The following is a 24,436-nucleotide window of genomic DNA, read 5'->3' as shown; positions in this document are numbered from 1 at the left end:
ACTTGGATTGAGATTGTGCTGCTCAACTTAACTTAGCTATAGATAGATTTGTCTAAGTTTAGCTAAGTTTTGAGTGACTCAATGATTGAGTCAAACAATCAAGGGGCGAACTAAGTTTCGCCCCTTTTCATTTAACTTGAATTCAAATCTGGATTTAGTCGCTGCATTGACGAGGGTTTGTATGCGTTCACTAGGCTTTTTTGTTTAATGGCGCTTATGATTAAAAAAACAGTGCTGAACATCGCAAGCAAAATATAAAACGAGAAAGCAAAATGTTTACTAATATTTATTGATGTTTCGGGATTTTCAGTTAAAAAAAGTCAATGCCACGGATTTTCGCTTTGATAATGTGTCAAAATATCGGCTTAACGACTTTCCGCAACATCCATTTCTTATTGCTGCCGTTGCTCACAATATGAGCAAAATTTCTCGGAAAACATCAATTTTCCCTTAGCATCAAAATGGTAATCACAGCATACCCATGCTGTTTGACTTGAGCCTTCGCGAGTACGACTTGCTCGAAGTTGATCGGTCTAGATTACCGATAAGAATGAAACTGCGCATGGTTCGGCAATTCATCGTCGCACATATTTTTGTCAACGAACCGAGTTGCCTTCACGTTTTGTTTGGCTGTTTTAGTTAAATTTATTTTGTAATGTCGATTTTTCTCATATTGGAGTTTTAACATGTTTCAGCACGTCGAAGCCTATGCAGGCGATCCTATCCTCTCCTTGAATGAAGCGTTTGGTAAAGATACCCGCCCAAACAAGATTAATTTGTCGATTGGGATTTATTTTGACGATAACGGCAAGATTCCAATGTTGCCATCGGTTCGTGCTGCTGAATTAAAAGTGGTTGAAGCTGCTGGTGCGCGTCCTTATTTGCCAATGGAAGGCGCGGCAAATTTCCGTACAGCGGTGCAGCATTTGTTGTTTGGCGCGGATCGTCCTGCGGTCAAAGAAGGCCGTGTCGTCACTTTGCAAACAGTAGGTTCAAGTGGTGGTTTAAAAGTAGGTGCAGATTTTGTTAAGCGCTATTTCCCAAATACGACGATGTTGGTGAGTGATCCAACTTGGGATAATCATCGCGCAGTGTTTGAAGGTTCTGGATTAACAGTGAAAGCATATCCTTACTACAATCCAGAAACTGGCGGTTTACGTTTCGACGAAATGCTGGCGAGCTTGAAACAAGCAGAAGAAAAATCCGTCGTCTTATTACATGCTTGCTGCCACAATCCAACTGGCGTTGATTTGACAAAAGCACAGTGGGAACAATTGATTCCTGTATTCAAAGAGCGTAACTTGATTCCTTTCCTCGATTTGGCCTATCAAGGTTATGGTGATGGTATCGAAGAAGATGCATTCGCTATTCGCTTGTTGGCGGATCAAGGTTTGAGTTTCTTTGTAGCGAATTCGTTCTCTAAGAGCATGAGTTTGTACGGCGAGCGTTGTGGCGCATTGAGTGTGGTTTGCCCAGATGCAGCGCAAGCAGTGAATGTATTGGGTCAAATGAAAGCGATCATTCGTCGTAATTACTCTAATCCTCCTATGCATGGCGGCCAATTGGTAGCGACTGTGTTAACTGATCCTGAATTGCGTCCTATGTGGGAAGCGGAAGTGGTTGCGATGCGTGATCGTATTCAAGCAATGCGTAAAGCTTTACATGACGTTTTGGTGGCGAAAGTACCTGGTCGCGATTTCAGCTATTTCTTGACGCAACGCGGTATGTTTAGTTACACCGGTTTGACGGCAGAACAATGTGATCGTTTGAAAGAAGAGTTTGGTGTGTATTTGGTGCGCTCTGGTCGTATGTGTGTAGCTGGTTTGAATACACGTAACGTCGAGGCGACAGCAGCAGCAATGGCGGCAGTTTTAGCATAATCCTGTTGCGCGATTGAATCTAAAAGGACAGATTTTTCTGTCCTTTTTTATTACCTATTGATTGTGAATTAAAGTGCGAGACGTATTGTGACTTGCGCATTTTCTGTGTGACGTGTCGACCTTTGAGTCGGTATTCTCGCGTTCAGAGATGTAAAGTCTGCGCGCTGATTTGTTCTTGCGCTGACGAGATAAATCCAATTGCCATTTGCAGGGTACGAGAATCTCCCGTCGTCCAAGCTTGAAAGATTTTTGAAGACAGCGCGTCTGTGTTCAGTAAACCTTGTTTCTCAAGTAGATCGGCCAAGCGACGCGCGACTGCATCACCGGTGTCGATGATGTGAATCGGCTTAGTTTGATTCGCTTGATGTTCACGAATCACTTCGCGTATCTGTTGTTCAACAAAAGGATAATGTGTGCATCCCAGCACCAACGTATCTACGCCTTGATCGAGTAAGGGCGGAACATATTGACGCAGCAAGTCGAAAATCGCCGGTGCTTGTAAGTCGCCACGCTCGATTTGATTGACTAAGCCAACGCAGGCTTGCGGAATAAATTGGGTCTGAGTTTCTTGACTGAGCTGCTGACTGAGGCGATGAAATTTTTCACTTTGCAAAGTGCTTCGCGTCGCCAACACACCAACGATTTTGCTGGCACTTCGTGCTGCCGCGGGTTTGATGCCAGGCTCCATGCCGATGATAATTAGATTCGGATAACGCGTGCGTAACTCAGCGACAGCAGCAGCAGTCGCGGTATTGCAAGCAATCACCAAGGCCTTAATTTTCTGCTGCAAAAAGAATTCGGTGATCTTCATGCTGCGCTCAATTAGTTCTTCATTTGAGCGTTCGCCGTAGGGCGCAAAGGCCGTGTCGGCGACGTATAAAAAATCTTCGTGCGGTAAATGCTCGCGCAAATGTTTGAGTACAGATAAGCCACCAATGCCAGAATCAAACACGCCGACAGGCGCATTGCTGTCGGCGTGCTTGGGTTCAGCTTGAAGGCTTGATGCGCTCAGTTGGTCTTGAGTATTAGGCAACGGGAATAATTCCAATTTTTGCTTGCCATTCTTTCGGACCAGTATTGTGAACGGAGGTGCCGTTCGAATCAACCGCAACGGTGACTGGCATATCAACTACGTCAAACTCGTAGATCGCTTCCATACCAAGATCAGCAAAGCCAACCACTTTGGCCGTCTTGATCGCTTTCGAGACTAAGTAAGCGGCACCGCCAACTGCCATTAGGTATGCAGACTTATGATTCTTGATCGATTCAATCGCAGCTGGACCGCGTTCTGCTTTACCGATCATGGAAATTAAACCTGTCTTTTCCAACATCATATCGGTGAATTTATCCATACGCGTTGCGGTTGTTGGGCCAGCTGGACCAACTGCTTCATCACGTACTGGATCAACTGGACCAACATAGTAAATAACGCGATTGGTGAAATCAACTGGAAGTTGTTCGCCTTTCGCCAGCTTGTCTTGAATACGCTTGTGTGCCGCATCGCGACCAGTCAGCATCTTGCCGTTCAATAACAAAGTTTGACCTGGCTTCCAAGACGCAACTTCTTCTTTGGTTAACGTATTCAAATCAATGCGTTTGGATTTTTCAGTGTCGGCGACCCAATGTACATCAGGCCAGTTCGACAATGATGGTGGTTCCATGTAGCTAGGGCCAGAGCCGTCGAGTACAAAATGCGCATGGCGTGTCGCAGCGCAGTTCGGAATCATGGCAACTGGTTTTGACGCCGCGTGCGTTGGGTACATATTGATCTTGACGTCGAGCACGGTCGTTACGCCACCCAAACCTTGCGCACCGATGCCGAGTGCATTAATTTTGTCGCACAACTCGATACGTAATTCTTCGGTCTTATTTTGTGGGCCGCGCAATTTGAGTTCATGCATGTCGATATCCTCCATTAAGGATTCCTTCGCCATCAACATCGCTTTTTCGGCGGTGCCGCCGATACCAATGCCAAGCATGCCAGGTGGGCACCAGCCAGCACCCATGGTCGGTACAGTTTTCATGACCCAATCCACCAAAGAGTCAGATGGGTTCAACATCACGAACTTGGTTTTGTTTTCTGAACCGCCGCCTTTCGCTGCGAGTTGTACGTCCACGGTATTACCAGGAACCAGTTCCATATGAACTACCGCTGGCGTGTTGTCCTTGGTATTTTTACGATCAAATTGTGGGTCAGCGACGATAGATGCACGCAAGACATTTTCTGAATAAGCGTAACCACGACGCACACCTTCATTTACGGCATCAATAATCGAACCCGAGAAGCCTTCAAAGCGTACACCCATACCAATTTTTAGGAACACATTCACAATACCTGTGTCTTGGCAAATAGGACGTTTACCTTCTGCGCACATGCGCGAATTAGTCAAAATTTGTGCAATCGCGTCTTTTGCCGCAGGGCTTTGTTCTATTTCATACGCACGTGCTAAATGCGCGATGTAGTCAGCGGGATGGTAGTAGCTGATGTATTGCAAGGCGGCAGCAACGGATTCGATCAGGTCATCTTGCTTAATAATGGTAGTAGTGGTTGTCATTTTTGGCTCTTGGCTAAGGAATGAATGAAAAGAGTTAGTGTTTTTGTGCCTGTTGATGTGTTCTAGACATAAGTTGATCGCAATACGCAATCGCTAATGCTGATAATAGAAACACTACATGGATCACAGTTTGTGCTATCAGTTCTTTGGCATCATAAGACTTCACATTGATGAAAGTTTTTAATAAATGGATGGATGAGATGCCGATAATCGCCATCGCTAATTTAACTTTTAAAACCGTCGCATTGACATGAGATAACCATTCAGGTTGGTCTGGATGGTTTTGCAAGCCCAGACGCGACACAAATGTTTCGTATCCGCCAACGATTACCATAATAAGCAAGTTTGAAATCATGACGACGTCGATCAAACCCAAAACTACCAGCATGATCGTGGTTTCATTGAGTTTAGTTGGGCGTACTGTCTCTGAGCCAGCAACTGAAACTGCGTCTAGTAGATGTTGTAAGGCAACGCCATTGCCCATCGCGGCACGGATCAGATCAACTAATTCAACCCAAAAATGATAAACATAGACGCACTGCGCCAAAATCAAGCCAAGATAAAGTGGTAATTGCAGCCAGCGACTTGCGAAAATGAACTTGGATAGAGTGGAGAGTTTTTGCGGTTCTTGCGTATGAGTTGCTTGCGACATTCGAGGCCTTTTCTAAACTATAGGTGATTCACTTTTCGCATTCCAATTTTCTTTAAAGCAAAATTTAAATCTGAGTTTAAATCCTACATAAAGTAGATGCAAAATTTGCCCGCATTTTACACCGATGAAGGTGCAATGTCTGCGGCTAACGCTAATTGCGGTTTTATTGTGTTAAATCAAGTTAAACCTGTCGCAGAAGTCACAATTTGGGTGTAATACCACTCACTAAAAAATAGCTTTTTTGGACTGCTAGCCTTAGAATCAACGTCAAAACATAATAAGTGGTGAATATCAAAAAGGCTTGAAGGCGAATTGGCAAATATTCGTCGATCGCTACGTTGAGCTTGTCTGTACATTTACCGTGTGCGCAATTCGAACTTTTTTGATATTCACAACAGCATGGAGACAATTATGTCGGATCAAGAAGTAAAGACTGAATCACGTGTGTTCCCCCCACCGGCGAATTTTGTTGCAAACGCCGCGATCTCTGGCATGGATGCGTACAACGCACTCTGTGCGGAAGCCGCCAATGATTACGAAGGATTTTGGGCTAAATTAGCGCACGAAAATCTCCATTGGCATAAACCATTCACCACCACCTTAGATGAATCTAATGCGCCTTTGTATAAGTGGTTCGATGATGGTTTGTTGAATGTGTCCTACAACTGCCTCGATGTAAATATTCAAAAAGGCTTGGGCGATAAGATTGCGATTATTTTCGAGGCAGACGGTGGAGAAGTCACCAAAGTCAGCTATAAAGAGCTGCACGCGAAAGTTTGCCAGTTTGCAAATGGATTGCGCTCTTTGGGCGTCAAAAAAGATGATCGCGTTGTCATTTACATGCCAATGTCAGTCGAAGGTGTTGTTGCGATGCAAGCCTGCGCCCGCATTGGTGCAACGCATTCCGTTGTGTTTGGCGGCTTCTCTGCAAAATCTTTACAAGAACGAATTGTTGACGTTGGTGCGAGCATCGTTATCACCGCCGACGAGCAAGTGCGTGGCGGCAAACAATTGCCATTGAAAGCAATCGTCGACGAAGCTTTAGGCTTAGGCGAGTGTGAAAAAGTCGCGAAAGTAATTGTTTATAAACGTACAGGTGGTAATGCGCCATTTAATCCGGCACGTGACTTATGGATGCATGATTTAGTTGCGAATCAAGCGACTGAGTGTGAACCTGAGTGGGTCAATGCTGATCATCCTTTATTTATTTTGTACACATCCGGCTCTACCGGTAAGCCCAAAGGCGTACAGCATTCTTCGGGTGGTTACTTGCTGTGGGCGATGCTCACCATGAAGTGGACATTTGATGTGAAGCCTAGTGACATTTTCTGGTGTACTGCTGATATTGGCTGGGTTACAGGACACACGTATATCACTTATGGTCCACTAGCGATGGGTACGACTGAAATTGTGTTTGAAGGTATTCCAACTTACCCAAATGCTGGCCGTTTCTGGGACATGATACAAAAGCACAAAGCAACGATTTTCTACACCGCACCAACTGCGATTCGCTCTTTAATTAAAGCTGCTGATGGCGACGCGGCAATTCATCCGAATAAGTACGATTTAACCTCATTGCGTTTGCTTGGTTCAGTCGGTGAACCGATTAATCCAGAGGCATGGATGTGGTACTACCGCAATATCGGTGGTGAAAAATGTCCTATCGTTGATACCTTCTGGCAAACTGAAACCGGTGGCCATATGATCACGCCGTTGCCAGGTGCGACTCCCTTGGTGCCAGGTTCATGTACTTTGCCTTTGCCTGGCATTATGGCGGCGATTGTGGATGAAACAGGCGCGGACTTGCCAAACGGGCAGGGCGGTATTTTGGTCGTCAAACGTCCTTGGCCTTCGATGATACGTAATATCTGGGGTGATACTGAGCGCTTCAAGAAGAGTTATTTCCCAGAAGAGTTGGGTGGCAAAACTTATCTCGCAGGTGATGGCGCTATTCGTAACAAAGAGACGGGCTATTTCACGATTACGGGTCGTATTGATGACGTGTTGAACGTATCTGGTCATCGTATGGGCACAATGGAAATCGAATCGGCGTTGGTCGCGAATCCTTTGGTGGCCGAAGCTGCGGTGGTTGGTAAACCAGACGATACGACGGGTGAAGCAATTTGCGCATTCGTGGTGTTGAAACGTAGTCGTCCAACCGGCGATGAAGCTAAGCAAATTGCTTTGGAATTGCGTAATTGGGTGGCGAAAGAAATTGGCCCGATTGCCAAGCCAAAAGAAATTCGCTTCGGTGATAATTTGCCAAAAACACGTTCAGGTAAAATCATGCGTCGCTTGTTGCGTGTATTAGCTAAAGGTGAAGAAATTACTCAAGACGTATCAACTTTGGAGAATCCAGCGATTCTTGAACAATTGAAGCAAGCGCAATAAGTGATTATTTGATTGCTTAATCCGCTAGCGGAAATTCAAAAGGGCTTTGTCAGTGACAAAGCCCTTTTTTATTGCGCAATCCATGTAAATGTTGTTCTAAAAGTCGCGTAATTTATGATAAATTTTTGTTGGATACATGATTTTTAAGGCGTTTTGTCGAGTGCTCAACCTAATTTGAAACAGTTTTCTGATTACACTTTCACGGTTATACTTCAGCGCGTTGTTGGCCGTTATTGGCGAATAATTCAAAAGAACATTCAATAATTCATTATTTGCTTCAAAAAATAGTTGCCTACGTCTCTCTTATACATATCTAACATTCAGCATGAGCTCAATCAAAAATCGTAAGCCCAAAGGTAGTTTTAAATTGTTTCCGCGCGGCGCAAGAAAAAATGCTGTCGAACAAGGACAAGCGAACTTGGCGCCAAACAAGCCAGCGCGTGGCATTTATTTATTGCCAAATGCCTTTACGACGGCTGCATTGTTTTGCGGTTTTTACGCGATCGTCATGGCAATGAATCAGAAGTTCGAACACTCTGGCTTAGCAATCTTTGTGGCAATGGTGCTTGATAGTTTGGATGGACGCGTTGCGCGCATGACCAATACCCAAAGTGAATTTGGTGCGCAATACGATAGCCTGTCGGATATGGTGTCGTTTGGCGTGGCTCCAGCTTTGATTGCCTATGAATGGGCATTAAAAGGAATGGGGAAACTAGGTTGGTTAGCTGCTTTTGTGTATTGCGCTGGTGCCGCATTACGACTCGCTCGTTTCAATGCAAATATTACGGTAGTCGACAAACGCTATTTCCAAGGTCTGCCAAGTCCCGCTGCCGCGGCTTTGGTTGCAGGTTTCATTTTGTTAATGGATGATTTAGCTATACCTGGTAGTGATGTGCGTTGGTTTGCTTGGGGCGTGGCATTGTTTGCTGGTTTGACGATGGTGACGAATGTTCCTTTTTATAGTTTTAAAGATTTGAACTTGAAGCGCTCGGTGCCTTTTATTGCTCTGTTCTTAGTCGTGTTGGCTTATGTAGCGGTGGTTAGCGATCCACCTAAAGTTCTTTTTGGATTGTTTGTTTTGTACGCTTTATCTGGTTACGTTCTTTTGCTTTGGCGTTGGCGTAAAGGACGTCCTGTCAGCCTTGTGCAACTTACTCCAGAAACACACGATGAAGTTGACGACATTAAGAAATAATTGAGGTAATGCTCTTGCACTTTGCTGCATTCCCGCTTATAGTCTTCCGTATGACATTCCCAACGACGACATCTTTTGCTCAAAAAGCAAACATTAAAGCAGATCGCTCCGGTCTGCTTTTGTCGTTCGCATTGCCAGTTGCTACTATCCTAGCATCTCTACTAGCGCTATCTTTGGCGAATCTACTAGCGCTCGCGCGCTAAATCTCTCTATCCCACAACTTGTGTAGTCTTTCACCCATGTGTGTCTTGCAAGGGGTGGAAAAGTCTATTCAAGTCAGCGAGTTTTACTCGACAGTTTCTTAAATTATTTTTGGTTTTATCCAATTTTTTCTATTTATAGCGGCATTTTTGGAGGCAAATATGGCAGACAAACTCATCATTTTCGACACAACTTTGCGTGATGGCGAACAATCCCCTGGCGCATCAATGACGCGCGACGAAAAAGTCAGGATTGCGCGTCAACTAGAACGCTTGAAGGTCGACGTGATCGAAGCTGGTTTTGCCGCTGCCTCTCCTGGCGATTTTGAATCGATTAAGGCGATTGCTGCAGCGGTGCGTGAACCGATTATTTGCTCACTTTCGCGTGCTAATGATAGAGATATTTCTCGTGCTGCTGAGGCGCTCGAAAAAGCGCAACGCAAACGTATTCACACCTTCATTGCGACCTCACCATTGCATATGGAAATGAAGTTGCGCATGAGTCCCGATCAAGTGCTGGAGCAAGCAATCCAAGCTGTGCGTTTTGCACGTCAATTTACCGATGACGTTGAATTTAGTCCGGAGGATGCGAGTCGTTCTGATTTTGATTTTCTGTGTCGCGTGATCGAAGCTGTGATTAAAGAAGGTGCTACGACGATTAATTTTGCGGATACGGTTGGCTATGGTGTGCCTGAGTTGTACGGTAATACTTTAAAGCATTTGCGCGAGACTATTCCAAATTCCGACAAAGCTATTTGGTCAGTGCATTGTCATAACGATTTGGGGATGGCAGTTGCTAACTCCTTGGCGGGTGTGATGATCGGTGGTGCGCGTCAGGTGGAATGTACGATTAATGGACTTGGTGAGCGCGCTGGCAATACCGCACTTGAAGAGGTTGTGATGGCGGTACGTACGCGTAAAGATCACTTCAATCTCGATGTCGGTATTGACACCGCACAAATTGTGGCAACTTCAAAAATGGTATCGCAAATCACTGGCTTTGCTGTACAGCCGAACAAGGCAATTGTCGGTGCCAATGCATTTGCGCATGCCTCAGGTATTCATCAAGATGGTATTTTGAAGGCGCGCAATACCTATGAAATTATGCGTGCAGAAGACGTGGGTTGGAGCGCAAATAAAATTGTTCTCGGTAAGCTCTCTGGTCGTAATGCATTCAAACAACGTTTGCAAGAATTGGGCATTGCGTTGGAATCCGAAACCGAGGTGAATGCAGCGTTTGCACGATTTAAAGATTTGGCAGATAAAAAAGCGGAAATCTTTGATGAAGATATTATGGCGGTGGTCGCAGAAGAAGAGCATTCGCACGATGCTGATCATTATCGTTTGGTCTCTATCAGCCAGCATTCCGAAACTGGAGAGCGCTCGTCAGCCGTGGTGGTGATGACGATTGGTGATCGCGAAAAATCATGCATTGCGCAAGGTAATGGTGCGGTAGACGCGATTGTGAATGCAATCGAATCGGAAGTGAAGAGTGAGGCTGAGCTATTGCTGTTCTCGATTAATGCGATTACAGCAGGTACACAATCGCAAGGTGAAGTGACGATACGATTGAGTAAAGCAGGACGTATCGTCAATGGCGTAGGTGCAGATCCTGATATCGTAGTGGCTTCAGCCAAGGCTTATATTTCAGCCTTAAATAAATTGCATTCTAAGGTTGAGAAGTTGAATCCTCAGATTTGACGATTATTGGTTGAATTGGGATGATTTGTTGAAACGATGGGGTGAAATGAGTTCGTTTGTATGCTAGGCGCACAGGAAGTCATTTCACGTCTTGCCTTGAGTTTCTCCTGTTTTTCATGCTATAGTCGCAGTCTCATCAAATTTTGATGGGATTTATTAATGTAATTTCACGATATTGAAGGTCTTGGCGAAAGCCTCACTCTTGATATCGCATGTAAAGGAAATAAGATGTCTATCGAAAAAAGCGCAAAAGCCGCCATCGTTGCGGATAATGCCCGTGGTCAAAACGACACAGGTTCTCCAGAAGTGCAAGTTGCTTTGTTGACTGCACGTATCAATGACTTGAACGGTCACTTCAAAGCTCACTCTAAAGATCATCACTCACGTCGTGGTTTGATCATGATGGTTAACCGTCGTAAGAGTTTGTTGTCTTACTTGAAAAAGAAAGATTTGAACCGCTATCGTTCATTGATCGAAAAACTCGGCTTACGTAAGTAATTTATTCGTCAGAATATTTTGCTGAGCCTAGCAAAGAATTAAAGTAAAAAGCCTGCGTCAGTTTTGCTGTCGCAGGCTTTTTGCCTTTAAGTCGCCATAATTTGCTTAAAATTGTGGCGTAGTTGGAAGTGAAAGCGATCATTTTGCGAAAATATTTAAATGTGAAATGTTTGTGAAGTAGGGCGATGCAGTGTGGATCGCATGTGGTGAGGTGAACGACAGCGCCTGGAAATCTGTCGGCAATAGCAGTAAATAGTGAAAGGACACATTGTGTTTAATAAAGTTACAAAATCATTCCAATATGGTCAACATACAGTGACTTTGGAGACAGGTGAAATCGCACGTCAAGCGTCTGGTGCGGTGATGGTGTCGATTGAAGATACCGTGGTATTAGCAACCGTTGTTGCTAAAAAAGATGCAAAGCCAGGTCAAGACTTTTTCCCATTGACCGTGGACTACATGGAGAAGAGTTATGCGGCTGGCCGTATTCCTGGTGGCTTCTTCAAGCGTGAAGGTCGTCCTTCAGAAAAAGAAACTTTGACTTCACGTTTGATTGATCGTCCGATTCGTCCATTGTTCCCAGAAGGATATTTGAACGAAGTGCAGGTTATCGTGCACGTATTGTCAGTCAATCCTGAAATTGATCCAGATATCGCATCCATGATTGGTGCTTCTGCAGCGATCTGTTTGTCAGGTATTCCATTTAACGGCCCAGTAGGTGCGGCACGTGTTGGTTATATCGACGGACAATATGTATTGAACCCAACGGCGACACAATTAAAATCTTCCGCGATGGATTTGGTGGTGGCTGGTACAGAATCTGCGGTTTTGATGGTGGAGTCTGAAGCGCAACAATTATCTGAAGAGGTGATGTTGGGTGCGGTGGTTTACGGTCATACGCAAATGAAAACTGTGATTGACGCGATTCATGATTTGGTCAGCGAAGGTGGAAAGCCTGAAGTTGAATGGGCGCCAGCGCCGAAAAATGAAGCCTTGATTGCAGCGGTCACTGCAGTGGCAGAGCCTTTGTTGCGTGCTGCTTATCAAACTAAAGAGAAGCAAGCGCGTACTGATCAGTTAAAAGCAGCAAGTGCAGCAGTTTCCGCTGCTTTGGCTGAACAAGCCGCTGCTGCTGGCGTTGATGCACCTGATTCTGCTGAAGTTGGCAATATCATGTTTGATTTGGAATCCAAGATCGTACGTTCTCAAATTTTGGATGGTGAGCCACGTATCGATGGTCGTGATACGCGCACTGTGCGTCCAATCACAATTCGCACTGGCGTATTGCCACGTACGCACGGCACTGCATTGTTCACTCGCGGTGAAACGCAAGCTCTGGTGATTGCAACTTTGGGTACCTCTCGCGACGAGCAAAAAATTGATGCTTTGATGGGTGAATACTCTGATCGCTTCATGTTGCATTACAACATGCCTCCATTTGCGACTGGTGAAACTGGTCGTGTTGGTACGCCTAAGCGTCGTGAAATTGGACATGGCCGTTTAGCGAAACGCGCATTGCAAGCGGCATTGCCAGCACCAGAAGATTTCAGCTACTCAGTGCGTTTGGTTTCTGAAATTACCGAATCAAATGGTTCATCTTCGATGGCATCTGTTTGCGGTGGCTGCTTGGCATTGATGGATGCGGGTGTGCCGATGAAATCGCATGTGGCGGGTATTGCGATGGGCTTGATTAAAGAGGGTAACAAGTTTGCTGTTTTGACGGATATCTTGGGTGATGAAGATCATCTTGGTGATATGGACTTTAAAGTCGCTGGTACTGCAGAAGGTATTACGGCTTTGCAAATGGATATCAAGATTCAAGGTATTACGAAGGAAATCATGCAAGTCGCTTTGGCGCAGGCTAAAGAAGGTCGTGACCATATTCTTGGTGAAATGCAAAAAGCCGTTCCAGTTGGTAAGGTTGAATTGTCTGACTTCGCTCCGCGTCTGATTACAATCAAGATCAATCCAGAAAAAATTCGTGATGTGATCGGCAAAGGTGGTGCAGTGATTCGTGCATTGACGGAAGAAACTGGCACACAAATCGATATTAGTGATGAGGGCGTGGTAACGATCGCTTCTGTTGATGCGGCAGCGGGTCAAGAAGCAAAGCGCCGTATCGAAGAATTGACTGCGGAAGTTGAGGTTGGCAAGATTTACGAAGGTACTGTATTGAAGTTGTTGGACTTCGGCGCGATTGTACAAATTATGCCGGGCAAAGATGGTTTGTTGCACATCAGTCAAATTGCTAATGAGCGCGTTAATGCAGTTGCAGACTACCTCAAAGAAGGTCAGCAAGTGCGCGTCAAAGTGTTGGAGACCGATGATCGTGGTCGCTTCAAGTTATCAATGAAGGCGGCTGTTGAGGCTGTTGCTGCGGAAGCTGCAGCCGAGACAGCGCCTGACGCTTAATTGATGTGTGCGTGATGCATATTCGATGATGAGTCGACTCGAGTTAGTTGTGGATTGTTGGCTATCTACATCATAATTTGATTAAAATGAAAACCGCTCGTAGCAAACTGCGAGCGGTTTTTTTATGCTATTTTTTTGTATATGTGCAAATTGGATTGGTATGAAAGCGATTGAAATTACGCAGTTTGGCAAGCCAGAGGTTTTGCAGTTATGCGAGCGACCAATGCCTGTTCCTGCTGAGGGAGAGGTGCTCATCCGAGTTGGTGCGGCGGGCGTAAATCGTCCCGATGTATTGCAGCGAATGGGCTTGTACCCGGTGCCTATCGGAGCATCTGAGTTGCCGGGTTTGGAAGTGGCCGGAGAGATTGTTGCAGGAGATTTGTCGGGAAGTGAGTTTGTGCTCGGTGATTTGATTTGCGCTTTAGTGCAAGGCGGTGGTTATGCAGAATACTGCATTGCGCCGTTAGCGCAGTGTTTGCCAATTCCAAAGGGGGTGAGCTTGATTGAGGCGGCATCCTTACCTGAAACTTTTTTCACAGTTTGGTCAAATGTTTTTGATCGCGGGCGCTTGTTGCCGGGCGAGACTTTGTTGGTGCATGGTGGTACTTCGGGGATTGGCGTTACAGCGATACAAATAGCAACGGCGTTGGGATCTCGGGTATTTGCTACCGCAGGTTCTGATGATAAGTGTCGTGCGATTGAGGCTTTAGGTGCTGCGCGCGGAATAAATTATAAAACAGAAGATTTCCTACAGATTGTGAGAGAAGAAACTTCGAATAAAGGGGTTGATGTCATTCTTGATATGGTTGCAGGTAAATATTTGTCCAAGAATATCGATAGTTTGGCTGATGACGGGCGATTAATTGTCATTGCGCTTTTGGGTGGTACTAAGGCTGAGCTTGATATGGCGCAAATATTGCGTCGCCGTTTGCATGTGACTGGCTCAACTTTGCGTCCGCGATCAGTGGAATTTAAACGACAGATCGCGACTGCGCTCCGTCAGAATGTGTGGCCTTTGTTGGAGCAAGGTCGGATTAAGCCGGTAATTCATCAAGTATTCCCCTTAGCTAAGGCTTCTGATGCTCATGCTTTGATGGAAACTAGTCAGCACATTGGAAAATTGGTGTTAGAGGTGTGATGTAGCTGTGACTAACTTGTGACGGAATGCTTCTAAATTATGTCGGTTGGTGAGCTTGGGTTTGTTTGTTGTATTGTGTAAGGATGGGTGTATTTGCATCAAAGCATTTTGGTGGAAAATTGACCCTTCTCACTCCAAAGAGATACAATAGAGAGTTAATCAAATTTTGAAGCCTATGACACTCAAGCGAAGAACACTAATAGCTGGTAATTGGAAGATGAATGGCGGCTTAGCGGTTAATGCAGGCTTGCTATTGGAGCTACTTAGCTCATCCGTTAATTCACCATGTGAAGTTTTGGTATGCGTTCCATCGGTATATCTTGCGCAATGCGAGAGCATGCTATCGAATACCTCAATTGTCTATGGCGCTCAAGACGTATCTGCGCATAGCGCCGGAGCATATACAGGTGAGGTCTCTTCCGCGATGTTGGCGGATTTTTCTTGTAAGTATGTGATTGTTGGGCATTCAGAGCGTCGTGCTTATCATCATGAGTCAAATGAGTTGGTTGCGCAGAAGGCTTTGCAGGCCTTGCGTTCAAATATTTGTCCAATAGTTTGTGTTGGTGAAACCTTAGAGCAGCGCGAGGCTGGTAAAACAAATGAAATTGTTATTGCTCAACTGCGCTCGGTGATGGACTTGCTTGATGATGGCGCGTTGGCACGTATTGTTGTTGCTTATGAGCCAGTTTGGGCAATTGGCACAGGTAAAACTGCGACGCCGGAAATGGCGCAAGATGTGCACGCGATGTTGCGCAGCACCTTGGCTGAGCGTAGTGAATTTGCTGCGGAGAGGGTGCGTATTTTGTATGGCGGAAGTATGAAGCCAGAGAATGCGAGAGAATTGCTGGCGATGCCGGATATTGATGGTGGTTTGATTGGCGGTGCTTCGCTGAAAGCAGTAGATTTTTTATCGATTGTTGCGGCAGCATAGGTTTTGAGATGTAAAGTCAGTTTGTATATTTGTGTTTTGTAAAAAAGATTAATTTGGATTGGATGTTTTAAATGAATACTTCTTTGGCTACGTTGGTAATGATCGTTCAGGTAATTTCTGCGTTGATTATTGTTGGGCTTGTGTTGTTGCAGCATGGTAAGGGTGCGGATATGGGTGCCTCATTCGGCTCGGGAGCGTCGGGTAGTTTGTTTGGTGCAACAGGCTCATCAAATTTTTTGTCAAAGTCGACAGCAGTAGCTGTTGCGGTGTTTTTTATCGCGACCTTGATCTTGACTTCATTTGGTGCAAATAAAGCACCGTCTGTTGGTGTGATGGATAATTTGCCAGTAACTAAAGTTGCTCCTGCAAGTGCTTCTGCAACGGCTGCGTCGGTGCCAGCAGCGGCGGCGGCAGCCTCTGCATCTGGTCAAGCTGCGGAAATTCCAAAATAAATTAATTTAGATCAGTTTGTCCGGCAAAAAAATCTTGAATTACTGCAATTGTGCGTTGAACAATTGAGTCGAAACGAGTACAATGCTGGGCTTATGCCGACGTGGTGAAATTGGTAGACACGCTATCTTGAGGGGGTAGTGGCGAAAGCTGTACGAGTTCGAGTCTCGTCGTCGGCACCAAAAGAATAAGTTAAGTTTTCTGCGCTTGACTTGATCGAGGAAGTGGTTGCGTTTAGGTTTGAATTGAGCAATCACTCAAGCATGCAATTAACATCTCAATGTTGCGTTTTTATACGGATAAGCTAACGTGAACCTCGAAAATTATTTCCCAGTTCTTCTCTTTATTTTGGTCGGTATTGCGGTTGGTATTGTGCCGCAAGTTCTTGGGCGCGTTCTTGCGCCGCATCGTCCAGATAATCAAAAAACATCTGCTTATGAGTGTGGCTTTGAAGCCTTTGAAGATGCGCGTATGAAGTTTGATGTGCGTTACTACCTCATTGCAATTCTCTTTATTTTGTTCGACTTGGAAACTGCATTCTTCTTCCCATGGGCTGTGTCTGTGAAAGAGTTGGGGTGGACAGGTTTCTTGGTGATGCTTGGTTTCATCTTGGAATTTGCGGTCGGTTTTTGGTACATCTGGAAAAAAGGCGCACTCGATTGGGAGTGACCTCATAGGAAAAGCTTATGTCAATTGAAGGCGTATTAAGCGAAGGCTTTGTTACCACTAGTTTGGACAAGCTGATTAATTGGACGCAAACAGGTTCGATGTGGCCCATGACGTTTGGTCTGGCTTGCTGTGCTGTTGAGATGATGCATGCAGGCTGTTCTCGTTATGACTTGGATCGTTTTGGTGTGGTGTTTCGTCCATCTCCGCGTCAGTCGGATGTGATGATTGTTGCTGGAACTTTGTGTAATAAGATGGCGCCGGCCTTGCGTAAAGTTTATGATCAGATGGCCGAGCCTCGTTGGGTGGTCTCTATGGGGTCATGCGCGAACGGTGGCGGCTATTATCATTATTCATACTCCGTCGTGCGCGGTTGTGATCGCATTGTTCCAGTTGATATCTATGTGCCGGGTTGTCCACCAACAGCGGAAGCCTTAATTTACGGCATTATTCAGTTGCAGAACAAGATCAAGCGAACCAATACCATCGCCCGTTAAACGCTTTGGCAGAGAAATTTATACATTAAGACAAAATGACTACCAAACTAGAAAATCTCGAGTCGGCAGTAAAAGGTGTCATCGGTGAGCGACTTGTGCAGTCGCATTTGGCGCTCGGTGAGTTGACTGTTGTTGTTTCGGCTAAAGATTATTTGCAAGTGATGTTCGACTTGCGAGATAGTGCTGCTACTTGCTTCGAGCAATTAATCGATCTTTGTGGAGTTGATTATTCCACTTATGGTGATGGACTTTGGCAAGGTGAGCGATTTGCTGTGGTGTCACATTTGACTTCAGTTAAACATAACTGGCGCTTGCGTGTTCGTGTGTTTGCGGAAGATGATGAATTTCCTATTGTGGCATCATTGGTGAATGTCTGGAGTACGGCGAATTGGTACGAGCGTGAAGCATTTGATTTCTTCGGTATCTTGTTTGATGGTCACAATGACTTGCGTCGAATTTTGACTGATTACGGATTTATTGGTCATCCTTTCCGAAAAGATTTTCCAATTTCAGGATATGTTGAGATGCGTTATGACGCAGATCAAAAGCGTGTGGTCTATCAACCTGTCACAATTGAGCCACGTGAAAATACGCCACGTATTATTCGCGAAGAAAATTACGGGATTAAGGGTTAAGGACGCGACATGGCAGAGATTAAGAATTACACCTTAAATTTTGGTCCTCAGCATCCAGCTGCGCATGGTGTGTTGCGTTTGGTGCTTGAGTTGGATGGTGAAGTTATTCAACGAGCTGATCCGCACATTGGTTTGTTGCATCGTGCGACAGAAAAATTGGCGGAACAAAAAACCTTCCTGCAATCCGTTCCTTACATGGATCGTCTGGATTACGTTTCCATGATGTCCAACGAGCATGCCTACGTGATGGCAATCGAAAAAATGCTCGGCTTAGAAGTTCCATTGCGTGCGCAATATATTCGCGTGATGTTTGATGAAATTACACGTATTTTGAATCACTTGCTATGGATTGGTGCGCACGGTTTGGATGTGGGCGCGATGGCGGTGATGTTGTATGCATTCCGTGAGCGCGAAGATTTGATGGACTGCTATGAAGCAGTTTCTGGTGCGCGTATGCATGCTGCATACTATCGCCCTGGTGGTGTGTATCGTGATTTGCCAGATGAGATGCCAAAGCATAAGGCATCTATTTTGAAAAATGAAAAAGCAATTCGTTTGTTGAATGAAAATCGTCAAGGCTCCTTGCTTGATTTTATTGAGGACTTCACAAACCGTTTTCCAAAATATGTCGACGAGTACGAAACTCTATTGACCGATAACCGTATTTGGAAACAACGTCTGGTTGGAATTGGTGTTGTCTCGCCAGAGCGTGCATTGGCAATGGGCTTTACCGGGCCTATGCTGCGTGGATCTGGAATCGAATGGGATATTCGCAAAAAACAACCTTACGAAGTTTATGATTTGCTTGACTTCGATATTCCAGTTGGTGTGAATGGTGATAGTTATGATCGCTATTTGGTACGCGTGGAAGAGATGCGTCAGTCAAATCGTATCATTAAGCAATGTGTTGAGTGGTTGCGCAATAACCCAGGTCCAGTGATGTCAACGAATCACAAGGTTGCTCCACCTAGTCGCGTTAATATGAAGTCGAATATGGAAGAGTTGATCCATCACTTCAAATTGTTCACGGAAGGCTTTCATGTGCCTGCTGGTGAGGTGTATTCCGCAGTTGAGCATCCAAAAGGTGAATTTGGCATTTATCTGATGTCAGATGGTGCGAATAAGCCATACCGCATGAAGATTCGTGCTCCTGGTTTTGCCCATTTGCAAGGTCTAGATGAGATGGCAAAAGGTCATATGATTGCGGATGCGGTAACCATTATTGGTACCCAAGATATCGTATTTGGTGAAATTGACCGCTAATTCGTGAATCGTAAAATTTAATATTGATAGTTGATCGGCCCTATGTAAGCGCCGATATTTGAGGCAAAAGCGATGGTCTTATCAGAGCAAGCACTAAAAAAAATTGATCGCGAATTGGCGAAATTTCCTGCGGATCAACGTCAGTCGGCTGTTATGGCTGCGCTGGCGATTGCACAAGACGAAACTAATTGGTTGTCGCCAGAGGTTATGCAATTCGTTGCCGATTATATTGGTATGCCTGCAGTTGCAGTGCAAGAGGTAGCGACCTTCTACAATATGTACAACACAAAGCCAGTCGGTAAGCACAAAATTACCGTTTGCACCAATTTGCCTTGTGCTTTGTCTGGAGGTGAGCGAGCTGCGCATCACCTAAAGCAAAAATTAGGTTTAGATTACAAAGAAACGAGTGCTGACGGTCAGTTTACCTTAATGGAAGGTGAATGCATGGGTGCCTGCGGTGATGCTCCAGTATTGCTAGTCAATAACAAACGCATGTGTAGCTTTATGTCGAATGAAAAGATCGATGCCTTGGTTAGTGAATTAAGTCAGACAACAGGGGCGGGGAAATAATGACGAGCCTACATAATCGCCATATCAAGCCATTAATTCTCGCGGGTTTAGATGGAAAAAACTGGCATCTGCAAGATTACGTTGCACGTGGTGGATATCAATCATTGAAACGTATTTTGGATGAAAAAATCCCTCCAGAGCAAGTCATCGCAGAGCTGAAAGCATCTTCCTTGCGCGGTCGCGGTGGTGCAGGTTTCCCAACGGGATTGAAGTGGAGCTTTATGCCGCGTCAATTTCCAGGTCAAAAATATCTCGTCTGCAATACGGACGAGGGCGAACCAGGTACATTTAAAGATCGCGACATCATTCGCTACAATCCGCATGCCTTGATCGAAGGTATGGCGATTGGCGCGTACGCAATGGGTATCACGGTTGGTTACAACTATATCCACGGTGAGATTTTCGCTGATTACGATCGCTTTGAAGAAGCCTTGGAAGAAGCGCGTGCCGCTGGCATGCTCGGTGATCGCATTCACGGCTCTGACTTCTCATTCCAGTTACATGCTTTCCATGGTTATGGTGCCTACATCTGCGGTGAAGAAACAGCATTGTTGGAATCATTAGAAGGCAAAAAAGGTCAACCTCGCTTTAAGCCGCCTTTCCCAGCGAGCTTTGGTTTGTATGGTAAGCCAACGACAATCAACAACACAGAAACCTTTGCTGCTGTCCCATTTGTATTAGCAATGGGCGGTGAAGCTTATGCTGCTTTGGGTAAGCCAAACAATGGCGGTACTAAGATTTTCTCTATGTCTGGTGACGTAGCAAAGCCGGGCAATTACGAAGTGCCACTTGGCACACCATTTGCGACTTTACTTGAGTTGGCAGGTGGCATGCGTGACGGTAGAAAAATCAAAGCGGTTATTCCAGGTGGATCATCTATGCCAGTCTTGACTGGCGATGTGATGATGGCGACAGATATGGATTACGACTCTATCGCTAAAGCCGGATCTATGCTTGGTTCTGGTGCGGTAATTGTGATGGATGAAACACGCTGCATGGTTAAGTCTTTGCTGCGTTTGTCTTACTTCTATTTCGAAGAGTCTTGCGGTCAATGTACGCCTTGTCGTGAGGGCACAGGTTGGCTGTATCGCATGGTGCATCGCATTGAAAACGGTCAAGGTCGTCCAGATGATTTAGATATGTTGAATGCGATTGCAGACGGCATTCAAGGTCGTACGATTTGCGCTTTGGGCGATGCAGCTGCAATGCCTGTTCGTGCATTTGTTAAGAATTTCCGTGAAGAGTTTGAATACCATATCGAGCATAAACATTGCTTGGTTCCGACTTATTTATAAACAAGGCTTTAGTTTGTTCTTGAATTGAAACTTCATTCAAGTCTGAATATTTATTCGCTTAGCGTACCCAGAGCACACCATGGTTGAAATTGAAATAGACGGCAAAAAAGTAGAAGTCCCTGCGGGAAGCATGGTCATGGAAGCTGCCAATAAACTTGGCACTTACATTCCTCACTTTTGCTATCACAAGAAATTGTCGATTGCAGCAAACTGCCGCATGTGTTTAGTGGAAGTTGAAAAAGCTCCTAAGCCATTACCAGCATGCGCGACGCCAGTTACGCAAGGCATGATTGTGCGCTCCAATAGTGATAAAGCGACTAAAGCACAAAAAGATGTAATGGAATTCTTGTTGATCAATCACCCATTGGATTGCCCGATTTGCGATCAGGGCGGTGAGTGTCAATTACAGGATTTGGCAGTAGGCTATGGTAAGACCAGTTCACGTTATCAAGAAGAGAAGCGTGTTGTTTTCCACAAAAACGTAGGCCCATTGATTTCAATGGAAGAGATGAGCCGCTGTATTCATTGCACGCGCTGTGTCCGCTTTGGTCAAGAAGTCGCCGGGGTAATGGAACTCGGTATGCTGGGTCGTGGCGAGCACTCTGAAATTACTTCCTTTGTCGGTAAGACTGTTGATTCTGAATTGTCTGGCAATATGATTGATCTTTGCCCTGTTGGCGCATTGACCTCTAAGCCTTTCCGTTATTCTGCTCGTACTTGGGAATTGTCTCGTCGTAAGTCCGTTAGTGCGCATGATGGACTCGGTTCCAATTTAATCGTTCAGGTTAAAAACAATAAAGTAATGCGTGTTGTTCCTTTAGAGAATGATGCAGTGAACGAGTGCTGGATTTCGGATAAAGATCGTTTTGCTTATGAAGGTTTGAATAGCGCAGATCGATTGACCAAGCCTATGTTGAAGCAGGGCGGCCAATGGCAAGAAACTGACTGGCAGACCGCATTGGAATATGTGGCGCATGGTTTGAAGAATGTGAAACATGAACACGGTGCGAACTCGATTGCTGGTTTGTCGACTGCAAATTCCACCTTGGAAGAAATGAGTTTGTTGGCACGCGTGGTTCGTGGCATGGGCTCTGAAAATATCGAGACGCGTTTGCGCCAATCAGACTTTGCACTGACAGCAAAGATTAAACCGTGGTTGGGTATGTCAATTGCGGCATTTGCGCAGTTGAAAAATGTTTTTGTGATTGGTTCTTTCTTACGTAAAGATCATCCATTGCTGGCAGCGCGTTTGCGTCAGGCAGTGAAGTCTGGTGCGAAATTAAGCGTTTTGCATGCAACCGACGATGAACTGTTAATGAAGGTCGCTACTAAGACCGTATTAGCGCCATCTGCTTGGTTGTCTTTCTTGTCTGAAGTTGCCACCGCAGTTGCCAACACTAAGCAAATTGCGAAACCAGCTGGATTGGCAGAGGTAACTGTATCAGAATCAGCACAAGCAATTGCGACCAGCTTATTGTCTGGCGCGGAAGCGGCTTCATCTGGTGTTTTCCTAGGAAATACAGCAGCGCAACATCCTGACGCTGCTAAACTTCACGCTTTAGCACAATGGATTGCACAGAATACTGGCGCTGGCTTTGGCTATCTGACAGAAGCGGCAAATACTGTCGGTGCTTATTTGGCTGATGCGGTACCAGCGAGTGCGGAAGTTGCAGCAAAAGTCTTGAGTAATGCACGTAAAGCAGTAATCTTGTTGAATGCCGAGCCTGAACACGATTTTGCAAATCCAAGCCAAGCACAAGCTGTGTTGGCGCAAGCTGATATGGTTGTGGTCATGTCTCCATTTAAGCACGGCATGGAATATGCTGATGTATTGTTGCCAGTCTCTCCTTACACAGAAACTGCAGGTACTTTTGTAAACTGTGAAGGTCGTGCGCAAAGTTTCCACGGTGTAGTTAAACCTTTGGGCGACACTCGTCCAGCATGGAAGGTCTTACGCGTACTTGGTAACTTGCTAGGCTTGGACAACTTTGAATTTGAAACAGCCGAATCAGTTCGCGATGCGGTGTTGGGGCAAGGACAAACTGATTTGTCGAATAAATTAACTAATTGGGCTGATGTTGCTATTGCGACTTCTGCCGCGGTTACTGGTTTAGAGCGTGTTTCTGATGTGCCGATTTACAGTACAGATGCAATTGTTCGTCGTGCCGAATCCTTACAGCGTACCGCTGACGCAAAAGTGAGCGTAGTGAGTTTAAGTGCTGCGGAGTTTGCTCGCCTTGGTATCGCAGATGGTGATTTTGTAAAACTCACACAAGCAGGTGCTTCAGTTATGGTTTCTGCCAAGCTTGATAAATCTTTGCCCGCGACAGTCGTACGCGTGGCTGCCGGTGTTTTGGCAACGCATCAACTGGGTGCGATGTTCGGCCCAATTAATGTGGAGCGTGCATAATGAATTTCTTAGATACGGTTCAATCTTACGGCGTGCAATACCTTGGTGGTTTGTGGCCATTAGTGTGGACGTTGATCAAGATTGTTTGCATCACATTACCAGTGATGGGCTGCGTTGCTTATTTGACCTTGTGGGAACGTAAAATGATTGGCTGGATGCATGTGCGTCTTGGTCCAAATCGGGTCGGCCCAGCTGGTCTATTGCAGCCTATTGCAGATGCTTTGAAGTTGCTGCTTAAAGAAATCATTATTCCAGCAAAAGCGAATAAAGTTTTATTCGTTATCGCTCCGATTATGACGATTATGCCTGCGTTAGCTGCGTGGTCGGTTGTGCCTTTTGGCCCAGATGTGGTGTTGGCGAATGTAAATGCAGGCTTGTTGTTGATCATGGCGATCACTTCGATGGAAGTCTACGGCATCATCATCGCGGGTTGGGCTTCAAATTCGAAATATGCTTTCCTCGGTGCGATGCGCGCATCGGCGCAAATGGTTTCTTATGAAATCGCGATGGGCTTCGTTCTGGTTATTGTGTTGATGGTCTCTGGTAGTTTAAATCTAATTGATGTAGTTAATGGTCAATCTAAAGGTTACTTCGCAGAGCAAGGCTGGAATTTCTTGTCTTGGAACTGGTTGCCGTTGTTGCCGATGTTTGTGATTTACATCATTTCCGGTATTGCCGAAACAAATCGCCATCCTTTCGACGTTGTTGAAGGTGAGTCCGAGATCGTTGCTGGTCATATGGTTGAATACTCTGGTATGTCCTTTGCGATGTTCTTCTTGGCAGAATATGCCAACATGATTTTGATTTCTGCACTCGCGTCTTTAATGTTCTTGGGTGGCTGGAATTCTCCAATTGGTCACGAAGTGCCTGTATTAGGCTTGTTGGCTTATTTACCTGGATGGATTTGGTTGGGTGTGAAAACCTTCTTTGTGGTGTCCCTGTTTATTTGGGCACGTGCTTCTTTCCCACGTTATCGCTATGATCAAATTATGCGATTGGGCTGGAAAGTATTTATCCCACTGACCTTGGTTTATTTGGTTATCGTCGCTGCATGGATGCAAACCTCCTGGAATATTTGGAAGTAATCAGCTAAAGAA

At 45.3% G+C, this 24,436-nt stretch carries 20 protein-coding genes and 1 tRNA gene; 18 read left to right on the top strand and 3 right to left on the bottom strand.

Features of this window, described 5'->3' with window-relative positions:
* The first annotated feature begins 686 nt into the window (after positions 1-686).
* Positions 687-1,880, top strand: a complete 1,194-nt coding sequence (locus tag IE103_RS02765; protein ID WP_189344464.1) for an amino acid aminotransferase — start codon at positions 687-689, stop codon at positions 1,878-1,880.
* Positions 1,881-2,022: 142 nt separating this feature from the next.
* Here the strand turns inward: IE103_RS02765 and murI are convergent, their stop codons facing one another.
* The 3 genes from murI to IE103_RS02750 are packed head-to-tail and all read right to left on the bottom strand — an operon-like array spanning position 2,023 to position 5,087.
* The gene (murI, locus tag IE103_RS02760) at positions 2,023-2,913 is read right to left on the bottom strand and encodes a glutamate racemase (RefSeq protein ID WP_229827022.1); all 891 of its coding nucleotides are present in this window, start codon (positions 2,911-2,913) and stop codon (positions 2,023-2,025) included.
* The gene (locus IE103_RS02755) at positions 2,906-4,435 is read right to left on the bottom strand and encodes a fumarate hydratase (RefSeq protein WP_189344463.1); all 1,530 of its coding nucleotides are present in this window, start codon (positions 4,433-4,435) and stop codon (positions 2,906-2,908) included. Before IE103_RS02755 ends, murI begins: the two co-directional genes overlap by 8 nt.
* 34 nt (positions 4,436-4,469) lie before the next feature.
* The gene (locus IE103_RS02750) at positions 4,470-5,087 is read right to left on the bottom strand and encodes a TIGR00645 family protein (protein WP_189344462.1); all 618 of its coding nucleotides are present in this window, start codon (positions 5,085-5,087) and stop codon (positions 4,470-4,472) included.
* Positions 5,088-5,498: 411 nt separating this feature from the next.
* Here IE103_RS02750 and acs point away from each other — a divergent pair, with 411 nt between their 5' ends.
* From acs to nuoH, 17 genes are all read left to right on the top strand, one after another.
* Positions 5,499-7,478 carry an acetate--CoA ligase gene (acs, locus tag IE103_RS02745; protein ID WP_189344461.1) on the top strand — a complete coding sequence of 660 codons (1,980 nt, stop codon included), beginning with the start codon at positions 5,499-5,501 and terminating at the stop codon, positions 7,476-7,478.
* Between the two features lie 325 nt (positions 7,479-7,803).
* A complete protein-coding gene (gene pssA, locus IE103_RS02740) occupies positions 7,804-8,673 on the top strand; it encodes a CDP-diacylglycerol--serine O-phosphatidyltransferase (protein ID WP_189344460.1) in 870 nt (289 codons plus the stop codon).
* A 362-nt stretch (positions 8,674-9,035) separates the two neighbouring features.
* Positions 9,036-10,574, top strand: a complete 1,539-nt coding sequence (locus IE103_RS02735; RefSeq protein WP_189344459.1) for a 2-isopropylmalate synthase — start codon at positions 9,036-9,038, stop codon at positions 10,572-10,574.
* A gap of 228 nt (positions 10,575-10,802) precedes the next feature.
* Positions 10,803-11,072: a 30S ribosomal protein S15 gene (rpsO, locus tag IE103_RS02730; protein ID WP_189344458.1), complete on the top strand. Its 270-nt coding sequence runs from the start codon at positions 10,803-10,805 to the stop codon at positions 11,070-11,072.
* A gap of 270 nt (positions 11,073-11,342) precedes the next feature.
* Positions 11,343-13,484, top strand: a complete 2,142-nt coding sequence (gene pnp, locus IE103_RS02725) for a polyribonucleotide nucleotidyltransferase (protein WP_189344457.1) — start codon at positions 11,343-11,345, stop codon at positions 13,482-13,484.
* A gap of 160 nt (positions 13,485-13,644) precedes the next feature.
* Complete coding sequence (locus tag IE103_RS02720; protein WP_189344456.1) at positions 13,645-14,622, top strand: NAD(P)H-quinone oxidoreductase; 978 nt, start codon at positions 13,645-13,647, stop codon at positions 14,620-14,622.
* A gap of 175 nt (positions 14,623-14,797) precedes the next feature.
* Positions 14,798-15,553 (top strand): triose-phosphate isomerase, encoded by a 756-nt coding sequence (tpiA, locus tag IE103_RS02715; protein ID WP_189344455.1) that lies wholly within the window; start codon positions 14,798-14,800, stop codon positions 15,551-15,553.
* 71 nt (positions 15,554-15,624) lie between these two features.
* Positions 15,625-16,005: a preprotein translocase subunit SecG gene (gene secG / locus IE103_RS02710; RefSeq protein WP_189344454.1), complete on the top strand. Its 381-nt coding sequence runs from the start codon at positions 15,625-15,627 to the stop codon at positions 16,003-16,005.
* Between the two features lie 95 nt (positions 16,006-16,100).
* Positions 16,101-16,185: transfer RNA gene (locus IE103_RS02705), tRNA-Leu, on the top strand.
* 127 nt (positions 16,186-16,312) lie between these two features.
* A complete protein-coding gene (locus tag IE103_RS02700) occupies positions 16,313-16,672 on the top strand; it encodes an NADH-quinone oxidoreductase subunit A (protein ID WP_186889862.1) in 360 nt (119 codons plus the stop codon).
* Positions 16,673-16,689: 17 nt separating this feature from the next.
* A complete protein-coding gene (locus IE103_RS02695) occupies positions 16,690-17,166 on the top strand; it encodes a NuoB/complex I 20 kDa subunit family protein (protein WP_186923149.1) in 477 nt (158 codons plus the stop codon).
* Positions 17,167-17,201: 35 nt separating this feature from the next.
* Positions 17,202-17,801: an NADH-quinone oxidoreductase subunit C gene (locus IE103_RS02690; RefSeq protein ID WP_189344453.1), complete on the top strand. Its 600-nt coding sequence runs from the start codon at positions 17,202-17,204 to the stop codon at positions 17,799-17,801.
* A 9-nt stretch (positions 17,802-17,810) separates the two neighbouring features.
* Positions 17,811-19,064 carry an NADH-quinone oxidoreductase subunit D gene (locus IE103_RS02685; RefSeq protein WP_189344452.1) on the top strand — a complete coding sequence of 418 codons (1,254 nt, stop codon included), beginning with the start codon at positions 17,811-17,813 and terminating at the stop codon, positions 19,062-19,064.
* 72 nt (positions 19,065-19,136) lie between these two features.
* Complete coding sequence (gene nuoE, locus IE103_RS02680; protein ID WP_189344451.1) at positions 19,137-19,634, top strand: NADH-quinone oxidoreductase subunit NuoE; 498 nt, start codon at positions 19,137-19,139, stop codon at positions 19,632-19,634.
* The gene (gene nuoF / locus IE103_RS02675) at positions 19,634-20,929 is read left to right on the top strand and encodes an NADH-quinone oxidoreductase subunit NuoF (RefSeq protein WP_189344450.1); all 1,296 of its coding nucleotides are present in this window, start codon (positions 19,634-19,636) and stop codon (positions 20,927-20,929) included. The genes nuoE and nuoF overlap by 1 nt, the downstream gene beginning before the upstream one ends.
* A 79-nt stretch (positions 20,930-21,008) precedes the next feature.
* Positions 21,009-23,339 carry an NADH-quinone oxidoreductase subunit NuoG gene (gene nuoG / locus IE103_RS02670; protein ID WP_189344449.1) on the top strand — a complete coding sequence of 777 codons (2,331 nt, stop codon included), beginning with the start codon at positions 21,009-21,011 and terminating at the stop codon, positions 23,337-23,339.
* Positions 23,339-24,424 (top strand): NADH-quinone oxidoreductase subunit NuoH, encoded by a 1,086-nt coding sequence (gene nuoH, locus IE103_RS02665; RefSeq protein ID WP_189344448.1) that lies wholly within the window; start codon positions 23,339-23,341, stop codon positions 24,422-24,424. The genes nuoG and nuoH overlap by 1 nt, the downstream gene beginning before the upstream one ends.
* The last annotated feature ends 12 nt before the right edge of the window (positions 24,425-24,436 follow it).

The organism is Affinundibacterium macrobrachii (assembly GCF_014652415.1).
Lineage (GTDB): Bacteria > Pseudomonadota > Gammaproteobacteria > Burkholderiales > Burkholderiaceae_D > Undibacterium > Undibacterium macrobrachii.
The sequence above is the reverse complement of the archived record's forward strand: the minus strand, read 5'-3'. Positions and strand labels throughout refer to the sequence as shown.

Coding starts and splice junctions, on each gene's coding strand:
- IE103_RS02765 (WP_189344464.1), top strand. CDS start 687: ATGTTTCAGCACGTCGAAGCCTATGCAGGCGATCCTATCCTCTCCTTG.
- IE103_RS02755 (WP_189344463.1), bottom strand. CDS start 4,435: ATGACAACCACTACTACCATTATTAAGCAAGATGACCTGATCGAATCC.
- IE103_RS02750 (WP_189344462.1), bottom strand. CDS start 5,087: ATGTCGCAAGCAACTCATACGCAAGAACCGCAAAAACTCTCCACTCTA.
- acs (WP_189344461.1), top strand. CDS start 5,499: ATGTCGGATCAAGAAGTAAAGACTGAATCACGTGTGTTCCCCCCACCG.
- pssA (WP_189344460.1), top strand. CDS start 7,804: ATGAGCTCAATCAAAAATCGTAAGCCCAAAGGTAGTTTTAAATTGTTT.
- IE103_RS02735 (WP_189344459.1), top strand. CDS start 9,036: ATGGCAGACAAACTCATCATTTTCGACACAACTTTGCGTGATGGCGAA.
- rpsO (WP_189344458.1), top strand. CDS start 10,803: ATGTCTATCGAAAAAAGCGCAAAAGCCGCCATCGTTGCGGATAATGCC.
- IE103_RS02720 (WP_189344456.1), top strand. CDS start 13,645: ATGAAAGCGATTGAAATTACGCAGTTTGGCAAGCCAGAGGTTTTGCAG.
- tpiA (WP_189344455.1), top strand. CDS start 14,798: ATGACACTCAAGCGAAGAACACTAATAGCTGGTAATTGGAAGATGAAT.
- secG (WP_189344454.1), top strand. CDS start 15,625: ATGAATACTTCTTTGGCTACGTTGGTAATGATCGTTCAGGTAATTTCT.
- IE103_RS02695 (WP_186923149.1), top strand. CDS start 16,690: ATGTCAATTGAAGGCGTATTAAGCGAAGGCTTTGTTACCACTAGTTTG.
- IE103_RS02690 (WP_189344453.1), top strand. CDS start 17,202: ATGACTACCAAACTAGAAAATCTCGAGTCGGCAGTAAAAGGTGTCATC.
- IE103_RS02685 (WP_189344452.1), top strand. CDS start 17,811: ATGGCAGAGATTAAGAATTACACCTTAAATTTTGGTCCTCAGCATCCA.
- nuoE (WP_189344451.1), top strand. CDS start 19,137: ATGGTCTTATCAGAGCAAGCACTAAAAAAAATTGATCGCGAATTGGCG.
- nuoF (WP_189344450.1), top strand. CDS start 19,634: ATGACGAGCCTACATAATCGCCATATCAAGCCATTAATTCTCGCGGGT.
- nuoG (WP_189344449.1), top strand. CDS start 21,009: ATGGTTGAAATTGAAATAGACGGCAAAAAAGTAGAAGTCCCTGCGGGA.
- nuoH (WP_189344448.1), top strand. CDS start 23,339: ATGAATTTCTTAGATACGGTTCAATCTTACGGCGTGCAATACCTTGGT.